This is a genomic window from Cupriavidus nantongensis, assembly GCF_041726985.1.
Taxonomy (GTDB): Bacteria; Pseudomonadota; Gammaproteobacteria; order Burkholderiales; family Burkholderiaceae; genus Cupriavidus; species Cupriavidus nantongensis_A.
The window spans coordinates 430,609-444,317 of record NZ_CP168302.1 but is presented as its reverse complement, the minus strand read 5'-3'; the positions used below and the strand labels follow the sequence as shown (position 1 = coordinate 444,317).

Annotated in this window: 14 protein-coding genes; 8 read left to right on the top strand and 6 right to left on the bottom strand. The window is 70.7% G+C overall.

Features of this window, described 5'->3' with window-relative positions; translation table 11 throughout:
• Positions 1–63: 63 nt before the first annotated feature.
• The 4 genes from ACEI37_RS01795 to ACEI37_RS01780 all read right to left on the bottom strand — a co-directional run bounded on the left by ACEI37_RS01795 (position 64) and on the right by ACEI37_RS01780 (position 4,843).
• The gene (locus tag ACEI37_RS01795) at positions 64–240 is read right to left on the bottom strand and encodes a glycine zipper 2TM domain-containing protein (RefSeq protein WP_092309867.1); all 177 of its coding nucleotides are present in this window, start codon (positions 238–240) and stop codon (positions 64–66) included.
• A 169-nt stretch (positions 241–409) separates the two neighbouring features.
• Entirely contained in the window at positions 410–1,288 is an 879-nt protein-coding gene (locus ACEI37_RS01790) for an NAD(P)-dependent oxidoreductase (RefSeq protein WP_373377047.1), read from the bottom strand.
• 289 nt (positions 1,289–1,577) lie between these two features.
• Positions 1,578–3,890, bottom strand: coding sequence for a cation:proton antiporter (locus tag ACEI37_RS01785; RefSeq protein ID WP_373377046.1), 2,313 nt, complete (start codon positions 3,888–3,890; stop codon positions 1,578–1,580).
• On the bottom strand, positions 3,887–4,843 hold the full coding sequence (locus ACEI37_RS01780) for a LysR family transcriptional regulator (RefSeq protein WP_373377045.1): 957 nt from the start codon (positions 4,841–4,843) through the stop codon (positions 3,887–3,889). The genes ACEI37_RS01785 and ACEI37_RS01780 overlap by 4 nt, the downstream gene beginning before the upstream one ends.
• A gap of 112 nt (positions 4,844–4,955) precedes the next feature.
• Between ACEI37_RS01780 and ACEI37_RS01775 the strand changes: the two genes are divergently transcribed.
• Both ACEI37_RS01775 and ACEI37_RS01770 read left to right on the top strand, forming a co-directional pair.
• Positions 4,956–5,945: a 3-hydroxyacyl-CoA dehydrogenase family protein gene (locus ACEI37_RS01775; protein ID WP_373377044.1), complete on the top strand. Its 990-nt coding sequence runs from the start codon at positions 4,956–4,958 to the stop codon at positions 5,943–5,945.
• Entirely contained in the window at positions 5,942–6,829 is an 888-nt protein-coding gene (locus tag ACEI37_RS01770; protein ID WP_373377043.1) for a 3-keto-5-aminohexanoate cleavage protein, read from the top strand. Before ACEI37_RS01775 ends, ACEI37_RS01770 begins: the two co-directional genes overlap by 4 nt.
• Before the next feature lie 53 nt (positions 6,830–6,882).
• Here the strand turns inward: ACEI37_RS01770 and ACEI37_RS01765 are convergent, their stop codons facing one another.
• Entirely contained in the window at positions 6,883–7,158 is a 276-nt protein-coding gene (locus ACEI37_RS01765; RefSeq protein ID WP_373377042.1) for a hydroxyquinol 1,2-dioxygenase, read from the bottom strand.
• Between the two features lie 305 nt (positions 7,159–7,463).
• Between ACEI37_RS01765 and ACEI37_RS01760 the strand changes: the two genes are divergently transcribed.
• Positions 7,464–7,715, top strand: a complete 252-nt coding sequence (locus tag ACEI37_RS01760; RefSeq protein WP_373377041.1) for an H-NS family nucleoid-associated regulatory protein — start codon at positions 7,464–7,466, stop codon at positions 7,713–7,715.
• Positions 7,716–7,759: 44 nt separating this feature from the next.
• Here the strand turns inward: ACEI37_RS01760 and ACEI37_RS01755 are convergent, their stop codons facing one another.
• Positions 7,760–8,185 carry a hypothetical protein gene (locus tag ACEI37_RS01755; RefSeq protein WP_373377040.1) on the bottom strand — a complete coding sequence of 142 codons (426 nt, stop codon included), beginning with the start codon at positions 8,183–8,185 and terminating at the stop codon, positions 7,760–7,762.
• Between the two features lie 209 nt (positions 8,186–8,394).
• Here ACEI37_RS01755 and ACEI37_RS01750 point away from each other — a divergent pair, with 209 nt between their 5' ends.
• The 5 genes from ACEI37_RS01750 (at position 8,395) to ACEI37_RS01730 (ending at position 13,536) form a co-directional block, all read left to right on the top strand.
• The gene (locus ACEI37_RS01750; RefSeq protein ID WP_018008628.1) at positions 8,395–9,084 is read left to right on the top strand and encodes a heavy metal response regulator transcription factor; all 690 of its coding nucleotides are present in this window, start codon (positions 8,395–8,397) and stop codon (positions 9,082–9,084) included.
• On the top strand, positions 9,081–10,538 hold the full coding sequence (locus ACEI37_RS01745; RefSeq protein ID WP_373377039.1) for a heavy metal sensor histidine kinase: 1,458 nt from the start codon (positions 9,081–9,083) through the stop codon (positions 10,536–10,538). The genes ACEI37_RS01750 and ACEI37_RS01745 overlap by 4 nt, the downstream gene beginning before the upstream one ends.
• A gap of 117 nt (positions 10,539–10,655) precedes the next feature.
• The gene (locus ACEI37_RS01740; RefSeq protein ID WP_373377038.1) at positions 10,656–11,066 is read left to right on the top strand and encodes a VOC family protein; all 411 of its coding nucleotides are present in this window, start codon (positions 10,656–10,658) and stop codon (positions 11,064–11,066) included.
• Positions 11,067–11,080: 14 nt separating this feature from the next.
• A complete protein-coding gene (locus ACEI37_RS01735) occupies positions 11,081–11,368 on the top strand; it encodes a hypothetical protein (RefSeq protein ID WP_373377037.1) in 288 nt (95 codons plus the stop codon).
• Between the two features lie 62 nt (positions 11,369–11,430).
• Positions 11,431–13,536, top strand: a complete 2,106-nt coding sequence (locus ACEI37_RS01730; RefSeq protein WP_373377036.1) for a heavy metal translocating P-type ATPase — start codon at positions 11,431–11,433, stop codon at positions 13,534–13,536.
• Positions 13,537–13,709 lie beyond the last annotated feature (173 nt).

Below are 13,709 nucleotides of genomic sequence, written 5' to 3'. Positions count from 1 at the left end.
TGTTGCCGGTTAACGGTCCAGCGGGTTCGGCGGGTTCAGCGGGTTCCGCGGTCAGTCGGGCCGTCAGTCGCTGAGCTCGTGGCCGATCACACCGCCCACCACGGCGCCGCCGATGGTGCCGGCGGCACTTCCATCGGTCAGTTCATGGCCGGCGACACCGCCGGCTACCGCGCCCGCCGCCGTACAGCCGGCCAGCGCCATGCTTGCGCCTACCAGAAGCGCGCCTGCGAGTTTCCACATGATGGTCTCCTGCCTCGTGGCCGGGCCCGCCGCACGACGACTTGAAAAGACATCGCAGCGGCCGGCCCTCATGCGTCCACTTTAGGTGTGTGACGCGGCGCGGCCCTTCCGTGAAGCGCCGATTGCCCTGTAGGAATCGGACGACGGCAGGGGTGGCGCGCCCGTGGCCTCAGCCCTTGGCGCTGTGCTGGCGCAGCCGCTTGATCAGCGACGAGGTGTCGGCGCGGCCACAGCCCATCTGCTGCAGGTCGGCGTAGAACTGGTCCACCAGCGCCGTCACCGGCAGGCCCGCGCCGTTGCGGCGGGCCTCGTCCAGGCACAGGCCAAGGTCCTTGCGCATCCAGTCCACGGCGAAGCCGAAGTCGAACTTGTTTTCGATCATGGTGGGACCGCGGTTCTCGAGCTGCCAGGAACCGGCCGCGCCCTTGCTGATGACATCCAGCACCAGGCGCATGTCCAGGCCCGCGCGCTCGCCGAAGGCGATGGCCTCGGACAGGCCCTGGATCAGGCCGGCGATGCTGATCTGGTTGACCATCTTGGCCAGCTGCCCGGCGCCGGATTCGCCGATGCGGGTGACCGCGCGCGCGTAGGCGGCGATGACCGGCTCGGCGCGCGCAAAGGCGTCGGCGTCGCCGCCGCACATGATGGTCAGGATGCCCTTTTCCGCGCCCACTTCGCCGCCCGAGACCGGGCCATCGACAAAGTGCAGGCCGCGTTCGCCGGCCGCCGCGTACAGCTCGCGCGCAACGTTGGCGCTGGCGGTGGTGTGGTCGACGAAGATGCAGCCGCTGGGCGCGCCGAAGAAGGCGCCGTCGCGCCCGGTCAGCACCGCGCGCAGGTCGTCGTCGTTGCCGACGCAGGAGCCGACCACCTGCGCATCGCGCACAGCCAGCGCGGGGGTGGCGGCGGCCTTGCCGCCGAAGCGCTCGACCCAGGCCTGCGCCCTGGCGGCGGTGCGGTTATAGACCGTGACCTCGTGGCCCTTGGCGGCGAGGTGGCCGGCCATATGGAAACCCATCACGCCCAGTCCGAGGAATGCGACACGCATGCTGCTGCTCCGTTGCTTGTTTGATGTTTGGAATCGGTGAGGCGCGGCGGGGCAAGGTCCAGCGGCGCCGGTCCCCGAGTATACGGGTCGGGTGGCGCCCCGGACAGATACAGAGCCGCCGAGAATCGATCATGACACCCCCGTGCGGCGGCAAAGGCCCTGACACGTCACAAGCGGGTCAGAACCCGCCTACGCCAGCATCCGCCCTTGTCCTATCCCTTGCGCCGCGCACGCTGCCTACATTGAACACAGGTTGCACTCCCGAAGGAGCGGACTCATGTCATTCGCGCTATATCTCATCGGCCTGCTGGTCCTGGTGGGCGGCATTGCCTGGGGCCTGTCGACGGCCGGGCTGGCGCCGGTCTATATCGGCATTGCCTGCCTGATCGTGCTCGGCATCGGCATCATGGCGGCCGTCTCGCGTACCCGCACCAAAGACCCTTCCTGACACCCCTGCGGTTACCCCTGCTTGCGGCTGCGGACCCGGCGCCACGCCGGGCCCGGCCGCGGGTTCCGTCACGCCGCGCAGCGGCGGGCGCACCAGGCTGGCCTTCCACGCCTGCTGGATCACCTGGGCGACCTGGTTGAACGCTTCCTTGGAAATCACCGCCTCCTCGCGCATCGCTTCCAGCGACAGCCGGCCCTTGCGCAGCGCGAACAGCATCAGCAGGCGCCGCTCCAGCGCCTCGGTATAGGCGCCGAACTTGCCGCGCATGTCGGCCAGGCCTTCGGCGGCCGCGCGCGAGCGGTCTTCCAGCACGCCGTCGAGCACGGTCGCCATGCGCGCGCCGAACACCGGCGTCAGCATCGAGCGGTTGTAACGGCGCAGGCGGTCCAGCACGGTCTGGCGACAGATCAGCAGTTCAAAGCGGTCGGCCAGCGCGCGCGCCAGCGGGCGGTCGATGCCGAGCCGGCGATGCAGGAACAGCGCCAACTTAAAGCCCAGGTGATAGTCCAGGATATGCCGCGCGGCGCGGTTGTAGCCGATGCGGCCGCGCTCGCGCGCCGCGTCGATCATCTGCGCGGTGTTGCGCATCATCGCGTCGAGGTTGGCCACCGAGATCACGCCGTCGCCGTATTCCGGGATCAGCTCGCGCTCGCGCGTGGCCAGCGTGACCAGGCCGATGCTGAGGCGGTCGCGCTCGGACAGGGCGGTGTCGAAGTCGAATTCCGCCGAGCCCAGCTCGATGCCGTGCCGGTACTTCTGCGCCGCTTCGCGCGCGACCGCCGGGGGCAGGTCGAACGAGTCGGCCACGCGCGCCATCATGGCCTCGACTTCCTCGGTGGAGAGGCGGATCGCCTGCAGCTGCAGCGCGCGCTCCTGCGGCGAAAGCTGGTCCAGGCCGAGCCGGTGGATCAGCGCGCGCAGCGTGGTGCCGTTGAGCAGCAGGCTGACCAGCACGAAGCCGGTCGACAGGATCGCGACGAAATGCCGCGTTTCGTAGGGCAGGTCGCTGTTCTCGGCGATGCCCAGCGCCAGCACCAGGGTCACCGCGCCGCGCAGCCCGCCCCAGGCGATCGCCAGCTTGAAGGCGCCGTCGATGGGCGCGCTCAGCCGCAGCCCCGACAGCAGCGGCAGCAGCCCGAACAGCGTCAGCAGGCGCGCCGCCAGCGCCGCGAGCACCAGCGCCAGCAGCAGCCAGCCATGATGCGCGCTCACGCCCGTCAGCAGCGACGGCACGCGCACCGCGGCCAGCAGGAACACCACGGCGCCGGCAATCCCGGCGAACTGCTCCCACATCATGCGCAGGTGGCGCCAGTTGGGCGGCGCCAGCCGCGTGGGGCCGAGGGCGCTGACCATCAGGCCGGCGCACACCACCGCGACCACGCCCGACACGCCCAGCAGTTGCTCGGCCAGCAGGTAGAGCGGGTAGGGCAGCGCCAGCGTCAGCGCGCTTTCCGCCATCGCCAGGCCGGCCAGCCGCGGCAGCAGGTCGGACACCAGCCGCCCGGCCAGCGCGCCGCACAGCACGCCACCGGCAAAGGCCCAGGCCAGTTCGCGCAGGCCCGCCGCCAGCGTCGCCTGCGCGCCGTGCCCGGTCAGCATCGCCACCAGCACGCCGACGATGGCGATGGCGGCGGCATCGTTGAGCAGGCTTTCGCCCTCCACCAGCCGGATCAGCCGCGCCGGCGCGCCGACGTCGCGGAAGATCGCGATCACCGCGGCCGGGTCGGTGGTGGCGACCACCGCGCCCAGCAGCAGGCACACCGCCAGCGGCATGCCGCTGGCCGCCGCGGTGGCCACGCCGATGACCCCGGTGGCCACCACCACGGCCACCACCGCCAGAAGCAGGATCGGCGCCGCGTCGGGCAGCATGCCGCGCACGTCGGCGGTGAGCGCGGCGTGGAACAGCAGCGGCGGCAGGAAGATCCACAGGTAGGCCTCGGGCGGCAAAGCCGGGTCGATCAGCGGATGCAGGAAGTGCCGGGCAAAGTCGGGGTGGGCGGCGTCGATCGCCACATAGCCCGCGCCGATGGCGATGCCGATGGCCGACAGCAGCGTCGATTCCGGCAGCACCAGCCGTGCCGCGGCCACCTGCACCACGGCAACGATGGCCAGCAGCACGCCGGCCAGGATCAGGATATCGACGATGATGCTCATGCGCCGGCCTCCGGGCCAGCCGCCGCCGCTGCTGGCTCCGCATCCTGCAGCGGCGGGATGGCCAGCCGCGCGCGCACGGCCGCCGCCAGTTCCGCCGCCGCCGGCGACAGGCTGCGGTTGCGCGCGGTCACCAGGCCGATCGAGCGCTCGGTCACCGGCGCGGTCAGCAGCCGCTCGACAATGCCGGGCTGGCGCACCGTGCCGGCGGCGATCTCGGGCAGCGCGGCCACGCCGAAGCCGCATTCGACCATGGCCGCGATGGTGGCCAGGCGTTCGGCCTCGAACACCGGCTGGAAGCGGATACGGTTCTGCAGGAAGGCCCATTCCGCGTACTGGCGCACGCTGCTGGGATGAGTCATCGACACATGCGGCGCGTCCGCGGTATCGGCCCAGCGCAGCGGGCCAGGCCTGCGCGCCAGCGGGTGCGCCGACGGGATCAGCAGCACGAAGCGGTCCGACAGCAGCGGCTCGTACTGCAGGTCCGCCTGCTGCGGGTTGGCGGCGGTCAGCGCGAAATCCACATCGCCGGCGCGCACCAGGTCGAAGGCCGGCCCGGACAGGGTGTCGAACACCTTCAGCGCGACCTCGGGACGGGCCTGGTGGTAGGCCATCAGTACCCGCGGCAGCACTCGCGCCGCCAGCGACGGCAGCGCGGCCACCGCCACCTGGCCGCGCTCGGCGCTGGCAATGCCGGTCACGGCGTCGATCGCGCCGCGGAACGCCGCCTGCAGCAGCGCGGCCTGCTGCATGAAGACCTGGCCCGCCGCGGTCAGGCGCACGGTGCGGGTGGTGCGGTCGAACAGGCGCACGCCCAGCGCTTCCTCGATGCGCAGGATCTGCGTGGACAGGGCGGATTGCGACAGGTGCAGCTGGCCGGCGGCCTGGCGGAAGTTCAGCGTGCGGCCCAGCACCAGCGTGGTTTCGATGTCGCGCATCGACAGGTTGATGTTCATGCCCGTTAAGTCGATTCAGTCGATTGATCTGTTTTGGTGATCATTTTATCCAGAGAATCGGCTTCTTCAATCAAAGCGGGTTCTCTACACTGGCGGGATGCCAGGAGAGACCATGCCCGACTCCACCCCCGACTCCACCCCAGTCGCAACGCCATCCACCCTGAGCCGGCCGGGCGCCGCCCATGCCGTGGTGGTGGGGGGCGGCACCATGGGCGCCGATGTCGCCGTGGTGCTGACCCGCGCGCTGTGCCGCACCACCATTGTCGAACCCGATGCCGGGCGGGCCGGCGCGCTGCCCGCGCGCGTGCGCGCCAACCTCGCCGCGATCGGCCGTGAAGCGGGCGCGGAACGCCTCGCGGTGGCGGCGACGCTCGACGCCGTGGAATGGGCCTCGGTCGACCTGGTGATCGAATGCATTCCCGAGGACCTGGCACTGAAGCAGGCGCTGTTTGCCGAACTGGTGGCGCGTGCGCGCCCGCACACGCTGCTGGCCAGCAACAGCTCCAGCTTCCCGATCAGCGCGATCGGCGCCGGACTGGACACGCGCGACCGCATGCTCGGCCTGCACTTTTTCATGCCGGCGCACCTGGTGCCGCTGGTCGAGGTGGTGATGGGCGAAGCCAGCGACGAGCGCCATGCCGACGCGCTGGCCGCTTTCATGCGCCGCTGCGGCATGGTGCCTGTGAAGGTGCGCAAGGACCTGCCCGGCTTCCTCGCCAACCGGCTGCAGCATGCGCTGTCGCGCGAGGCCTTCAGCCTGATCGACCGCGGCATTGCCTCGCCCGAGGACGTCGATGCGGCGGTGCGCTTCGGCTTCGGCTTCCGCTTTTTGGTGGCGGGACCGGTGCTGCAGCGTGACCACGCGGGCATCGACGTGCATGCAGCCGCCGGCGCCACCATGTACCCGACCTTTTGCAACGACGACCATCCTGCGCGCTGCCTGTCCGAGCGCGCCGCCGACGGCCGCCACGGCATGAAGCGCGGGGAGGGCTTCTACGCATGGACGCCTGAAACCATTGCCGCCGAGCGCGCGCGCTACGACCACCTGTTGCGCGCCGGCCTGGCGCTGATCGCGCCCGAACTGCCCGAGATCCAGCCATGACCGATTCCCCGGCCCAAGCCGCCAACCAGCCTGTCCCGCAGCGCGCCGCGCTGGCCGAATCGCCGCTGATCGTCACCGTGGCGCCCAACGGCGCCTACAAGCGCGCCAGCGACCATCCCGCGGTGCCGCTGACCGCCGCGGCGCTGGCGGCGGAGGCGCGCGCCTGCCTCGATGCCGGCGCCGCCATGATGCATATGCACGTGCGCGATGCCGAGGGCCGCCATTCGCTCGATGTGCAGACCTACCGCGACGCGCTGGCGGCGGTCAGGCAGGCGGTCGGCGACGCGCTGCTGGTGCAGGTGACCAGCGAGGCCGCCGGCGTGTACCATGCCGCCGAGCAGATGGCGATGGTGCGCGCGCTGCGCCCCGAGGCGGTCTCGGTCGGCCTGCGCGAAGTCGCGGTGCCGGAGATCGCGGACGGCGAGCTGGCGGCGTTCTTCGCCTGGCTGGCGCGCGAACGGGTGATGACGCAGGTGATCCTGTACGACGCGGCCGACGTGCGGCGCTGGCAGCAAATGCGCGCGCGCGGCATGGTGCCGCCGGGCGCGTGGTCGGTGCTGTATGTGCTGGGACGCTATGCGGCGGGACAGGTATCGTCGCCGCACGACCTGCTGCCGTTCCTGCAGGCCGCGGCCGACGGCGGCGATGCGCTGCCGTGGGCGATCTGCGCGTTCGGTCGCGAGGAGAATGCCTGCGTGACCGCGGCCGCCGCGTTCGGCGGCCATGTGCGGGTGGGCTTCGAAAACAACCTGCTGTTGCGCGACGGCAGCCTTGCGCCCGGCAACCACGCGCTGGTGGCGCAGGCGGTGCAGGGCGGGCTGACGCTGGGCCGGCCGATTGCGGATGCGGCCGATGCGCGGCGTATCTACGGCGAGGTGCGCTGAAGCGGGCGCGCCGCGCGGCGCTTCAAGGGACCGTCAGGGACCGTCAGGGGCCATCAGGCGCCGTCGCTGAAGCTGTCGCGCGGGCCGTTGGGGTTGTGGGCACCGTCGGCGAACGGGTTGCGCGCACCGGTGGCGGTGTGCTCGCCGTCGGTAAAGCTGCTGCGGGTGCCGGTGGCGGTGTTGGCACCGTCGGTGAATGGGCTGCGCGTGCTGGTAACGCTGTGCGCGCCATCGCTGAACGGATCGACGCTGCGTGGCGCGGCTTGCGCGGCGCCGGCAACGCCGGCAATAAGGGCGGTGGCGACAAAGACTTGCCTGAGTGCATGCATGGATCGCTTCTCCGTAAGGTTGCCGTCCCGGAATGGGCGGCGGTGTGGCTAGTCTAGGTGCCGGCCACCCACACGAGCATGACCGCCACATGACAATGCCGTCATCCCGCGGGCATTAGTCGGCACCGCCAGCACGCCGGAGAAGCTGCCGCCGGGCAAAGGCTGTAGAATCATGGCTGTCCGACCGGCCTGTGGTTCCATCGCCGGTTTTTCATTGCCCGCGGAAATGCAGCGGGCCTCTCACAAGAGTCATGTCCGAGTCTGATTCAGCCAAACTCGCTGCGGTGGCGTGGATCCGCGAGCAAATGGACCGTCATGCCCTGACCCTCGACGACCTCGTCGAGGCCGGGTGCTTCGACAACGTTGCGACGGCATCGGCAGGCGCCGAAGCACCCGCGCCGTCGGCGCCCACCGCCGCGGCGCCGAAGCCCGCGGGCGGGCGCCCGCTGTACCGCAATGCCCTGGGCCAGAGCTGGGACGGGCAGGGCGAATATCCTGACTGGCTGCAGCGGGCGGTCAACGCCGGGCAGTCGATTGAATTCTTCCGCGTTGATTAAGCCGCGCGGTTAAATCGCCTTTTAATCCCTGCGCAGCGTCGCGCTCAGCAGTGCGGGGGCAGCAGCCGCAGCACCGGCAGCATCGGCAGGATGCCGGTGAATGCCGCCGGCGTCGCCATGGGCGCCACGTGAGAGCGGTGCACGAAGACCTCGGGCGGCAGCTCGCGCAGCACGTCGGCAGCCGCGGCGGGCTGCGGGGCAGTGTCCTGCGGAGCCTCCGGTTCGCCCAGCTGCAACGGCGCGCCGGCGCCGGTGGGTTCGGCCATCACGCGCACCGCGCTGCCGCCGCAGCCTGCGTCGGTAGCGCCATCCAGCGACGCTTCCGCTGCCAGCTTGGCCGCGACGTGCCGGTCCGGCAGCGACAGGCCAGCCGCCTGCACCGCGCCGCACATCCGGGCGTCCGCCGCGATGCCCGCAGCGGGCGCAAGCAGGGCAAGGGACAGCAACAACGAGCTAGGCAGGCGTTTCATCGCAGGGAAACCGGCAGAATGGGAGACGATGCGCGTGGGACAGTCGCGCGCACGGGAGGTGAGCGCGCATTCTACCGGGGATTTGCGCGGCCATGCCGAGGCAATGCGCCGGCATGGCGATGACATTTCTGCAATCTTTACCCATTTGCCGCCATCCTCGGCTAGCGTTACGCCATGGCGGCACTGGGCCGCCCGAAAGTGATTGAATCATGCGTATCCTGATTGTCGAGGACGAACCCAAGGCAGGCGACTACCTGCACAAGGGGCTGACCGAATCCGGCTTCGTGGTGGACCTGGCGCGCGACGGCGCGGACGGCCTGGCCCACGCGCGCGAGCATCCCTATGACCTGATCGTGCTGGACGTGATGCTGCCCGGCCTGGACGGCTGGGAGGTGCTGCGCGAACTGCGCCGCGAGCGCGACACGCCGGTGCTGTTCCTGACCGCGCGCGACGAGCTGTCGGACCGACTCAAGGGCCTCGAGCTCGGCGCCGACGACTACATGGTCAAGCCCTTTGCCTTTGCCGAGCTGGTGCTGCGCATCCGCACCATCCTGCGCCGCGGCCCGCTGCGCGAGAGCGAATTCATCGAAGTGGCCGACCTGCAGATCGACGCGATCCGCCGCCGCGTAGTGCGCGCCGGCCAGAAGATCGACCTCACCTCGAAGGAGTTCGCACTGCTGTACCTGCTGGCGCGCCGCCGCGGCGAGGTGCTGTCGCGCTCGCTGATCGCCTCGCAGGTGTGGGACGTCAATTTCGACAGCAACACCAATGTGGTCGACGTGTCGATCCGGCGCCTGCGCGCCAAGGTCGACGACCCGTTCCCGCGCAAGCTGATCCATACGCGCCGCGGCATGGGCTATGTGCTGGACGATGGCGACGAGCGGGTGCAGGACGCATGATGCGGTTGCCGTCTTCGCTTACCACGCGGCTGGCGCTGGCCTACGGGCTGGCCACCGCGGCGATCCTGGCCAGCGTGGCGGCCTACCTGTCGAGCGCGCTGTCGGCGCAGCTCGAAGGACGCGATGAAAGCGAGCTGGTGGGCGAGGTGCTGCTGGTGCGCCACCTGCTGCGCGAGGTGCGCAGCGAGGCCGAGATCCGCGCCGATACCCACCGCTTTGCCGATATCGCGATGGGCCACGAGGGCCTGATCCTGGTGGTGCGCACGCGCCAGGGCGAGCCGCTGGTGACGCTGAACCCGCGCAACGAGATCGTGCCGCCGCTGCGCGTGCTGCCGGCCACCACGCAACCCGAGAAAAGCATGCTGCAGACCTGGCGCCCCAAGAACGGCGTGCCCTCGCGCGGCATTGCCGCGCTGGGCCAGCTGGGCGACTCGGACAAGGCCGTCGAAATCGTGGTGCTGCGCGATGCCGGCTATCGCGTCGCGCTGATCCGCGAGTATCGCCACCAGCTGCTGTGGGCCACGCTGTGCGGCGCCGCGGTGGCCGCCGGACTGGGCTTTGCGCTGGCGCGGCGCGCGCTGCGGCCGCTGCGGCGCATGGCCGCCGATGCCGCCGCGGTCACTACCAGCCGCCTTGCCACGCGGCTCGACGTGGGCAGCGCGCCGGCGGAGCTGCGCGAGCTGGCGGCCGCGCTCAACGACATGCTGGCGCGGCTGCAGGACAGCTTTTCGCGGCTGTCCGAGTTCTCGGCCGACCTCGCCCATGACTTCCGCACGCCGATCAGCAACCTGATCGGGCAGACCCAGGTCACGCTGGCGCAGAGTCGCAAGACCGCCGAGTACGAGGCACTGCTCGAGTCCAACCTGGAAGAATACGAGCGCCTGGCCCGCATGATCGAGAACATGCTGTTCCTGGCGCGCGCCGACCATGCGCAGGTGGCGCTGGACGTGCGCACGCTGGACGCGCGCGAGGAGCTCGACAAGATGGCCGAGTACTTTGAAGCCGTGGCGGCGGACCGCGAGGTGGTGCTGACGGTCTCCGGCTCCGCGCCGGTGGAGGCCGACCAGACCCTGCTGCGGCGCGCTGTGACCAACCTGCTGGATAACGCCCTGCGCCATGCGCCGGCGGGCAGCACGGTGCGGGTCGACGTCGCACGCGTGCCGATGGCGGCTGGCAGCGATGCGGGCACCAGCATCCGTGTCAGCAACCCGGGCCCGGCGATCCCGCCGGAGACGCTGCCGCATATCTTCGGCCGCTTCTACCGCGCCGATCCGTCGCGGCGCAACTCGGCGGCGTCGACCGGGCTGGGCCTGGCCATCGTCGACACCATCATGCGGCTGCACGGCGGCAGCGTGACGGTGCGCAGCGTCGACGGCCTGACCGTGTTCACGCTGCAGTTCCCGGCCGAGCCGGTGCCGATGCCGCTGCCCTCCGCCGCCGCTCCCGTATCCTGAATCCGCCCTTGCACTGGCCCCGCGCGCGCGGATAATGGCGCGCGTGCCGGCCGCGCCCGCTGCGGCGCGTCCGGCAGTTCCATGTCATGCAACCCGATGGATAACCAGGAGAGCAACATGCAGGTGCAACCCTATCTGGACTTCGGCGGCCGCTTCGACGAGGCGGTGGCCTTTTACGGCAAGGTGCTGGGTGCGCAGGTCACGTTTGCGATGCGCTACAAGGAAGCGCCGCAGGACCAGGGCATGGCGGTGCCCGATGACTGGAAAGACAAGGTGATGCACGCCAATCTGCAGATCGGCGAGAACCAGGTGATGGCCTCCGACGGCCGTCCTGGCGAGCGCCCGGCGTTCAGCGGCTTCAGCCTGTCGGTGGGCGGGGTCAGCCGCGACGAAGGCCAGCGCATTTTCGAGGGCCTGAGCCAGGGCGGCCAGGTGGTGGTGCCGTACCAGAAGACCTTCTGGGCCGAAGGCTTCGGCATGCTGGTGGACCGCTTCGGCATGTCGTGGATGGTCAACTGCGAGCACTAGCGGCCCGCCGCGGCATGACCGCCATCACGGCGGCCATGCCGCTTGACTCTGTAGCCACTACAGGGTCTTCAATGTCATCAGGTCAAACCAGCGCGAACAACAAGACATGGCTCGCACGTCACCTGAAGACGCTCTTCCACACGATCAAGCCCTCAAGCACGATGGGCAGCATGGCGCCTGCCATGCGCATGACTACGCTCATCACGACCACGATCACGGCCACGACCACGGCCACCCCCATGACCCTGAACCGGCGGCTGCCGCGTGTTGCGGCGGGGGGTGTGCGTCCAGCGTCGCGCTGACGCCGCCGGCTCGGGTCGAGGTACCGGCCGGCGCCAGCGCCGTCGCCTGGCGCATCGACGCCATGGATTGCCCCACCGAGGAAACGCTGATCCGCAGCAAGCTGGGCGGCATGGCCGGCATCGCCGCGCTGGAATTCAACCTGATCCAGCGCGTACTCACGGTGCACCACACGCTGCCCTCGGCGGAGCCGGTGGCCAGGGCCATCGAAAGCCTGGGCATGCGGCCGGTGCCGCTCAGCGCCGAAGCCGTGCAGCACGTGCTGCCCGAAACCGCCGCGCGCAAGCCGTGGTGGCCGCTGGCGCTGGCCGGTGTCGCCGCGCTGGGGGCAGAGGCGACGGAATGGCTGGGCCTGGGTTTGCCGTGGCTGCCGGCGGTGCTGGCGCTGGCAGCGGTCGCGCTGGGCGGGCTTACCACCTACCGCAAGGGCTGGATCGCGCTGCGCAACGGCAACCTGAACATCAACGCGCTGATGAGCATCGCCGTGACCGGCGCGCTGCTGCTGCGCCAGTGGCCCGAAGCGGCGATGGTCATGGTGCTGTTCGCGCTGGCCGAGCGCATCGAGGCGGCGTCGCTGGACCGGGCCCGCAATGCCATCCGCGGCCTGATGGCGATGGCGCCGGAGCTGGCCACGGTGCGGCAGGCCGATGGCAGCTGGGACACCGTGCCGGCCGCCGGCGTGGCGGTCGGCACGCTGGTGCGGCTGCGCCCGGGCGAGCGCGTGGCGCTCGACGGCAAGGTCGTGCGCGGCCAGTCGGCGCTGGACCAGGCGCCCATCACCGGCGAAAGCGTGCCGGTCGACAAGGCCGAAGGCGATGCGCTGTACGCGGGCTCGATCAACCAGTCGGGCGAACTCGAGTACACCGTGACCGCTCCCGCCAGCGACTCGACGCTGGCGCGCATCATCCATGCGGTGGAGGCCGCGCAGGGCAGCCGCGCGCCCACGCAGCGCTTTGTCGACCAGTTCGCGCGCATCTACACGCCCACGGTGTTCGCGATCGCGCTGGCGGTGGCGGTGGTGCCGCCGCTGCTGGCGGATGGCGGCTGGGTGGACTGGATCTACAAGGCGCTGGTGCTGCTGGTGATCGCATGCCCGTGCGCGCTGGTGATCTCCACCCCGGTCACCATCGTCAGCGGGCTGGCCGCGGCCGCGCGGCGCGGCATCCTGGTCAAGGGCGGGGTTTACCTGGAGCAGGGCCGCGGGCTGGCCTGGGTGGCGCTGGACAAGACCGGCACCATTACGCACGGCAAGCCCGCGCAGACCGACCACGCGCTGCTGACCGACGATGTCCCGCACGCACGCGCCATTGCCGCCAGCCTGGCGGCGCGCTCCGACCATCCGGTCTCGCGCGCGGTGGCCGCGGCGGCACAGGCCGACGGCATCACCACGCTGCCGGTGGAGGCGTTCGAGGCGCTGGCCGGGCGCGGCACGCGCGGCACGGTGCAGGGCGTGGAATACCGGCTCGGCAACCACCGGCTGGTGCATGAGATGGGCGCGTGCTCGCCGGCTCTGGAGGCGCGGCTGGAGGCGCTGGAGCGCGAGGGCAAGACCGTGGTGCTGCTGGCGCGCGTCGACGGCCGGGGCGCGGCCATGGCGCTGGCGCTGTTCGCGGTGGCAGACACCGTGCGCGACACCAGCCGCCAGGCGATTGCCGAGCTGCATGCGCTGGGCGTCAAGACGCTGATGCTGTCCGGCGATAACCCGCACACCGCGCAGGCGATCGCGGCGCAGGTCGGCATCGACGAAGCGCGCGGCAACCAGCTGCCGCAGGACAAGGCCGATGCCATCGCCGCGCTGGCCGACGCCGCGCATGCCCGCGGCGGGCGCATCGGCATGGTCGGCGACGGCATCAACGACGCCCCGGCACTGGCGCGTGCCGATGTTGGCTTCGCCATGGGCGCCGCCGGCACCGACACCGCGATCGAAACCGCCGACGTGGCGCTGATGGACGACGACCTGCGCAAGATCCCCGCTTTCGTCCGGCTGTCGCGCCGCACCGCCAGCATCCTCAGGCAGAACATCGCGCTGGCGCTGGGCATCAAGGCCGTATTCCTGGTGCTGACGGTGCTGGGGATGGGGACGATGTGGATGGCGGTGTTTGCCGATATGGGGGCGAGCTTGCTGGTGGTGTTCAATGGACTGCGGGTGGGGGCGCGGCGCGGGGGGTGAGCACTGCAAGGAGGTGTATTACGCTCGCGGTTTGCTCCCCTCTCCCGCCTGCGGGAGAGGGGCCGGGGGTGAGGGCAGGCGCACGGCAAGCACGACAAGGCTTGCACTTCGTGGACGCTCCTGCCCTCTCCCCCACCCCTCTCCCGCGCGCGGGAGAGGGGAGCCCCGTTCAT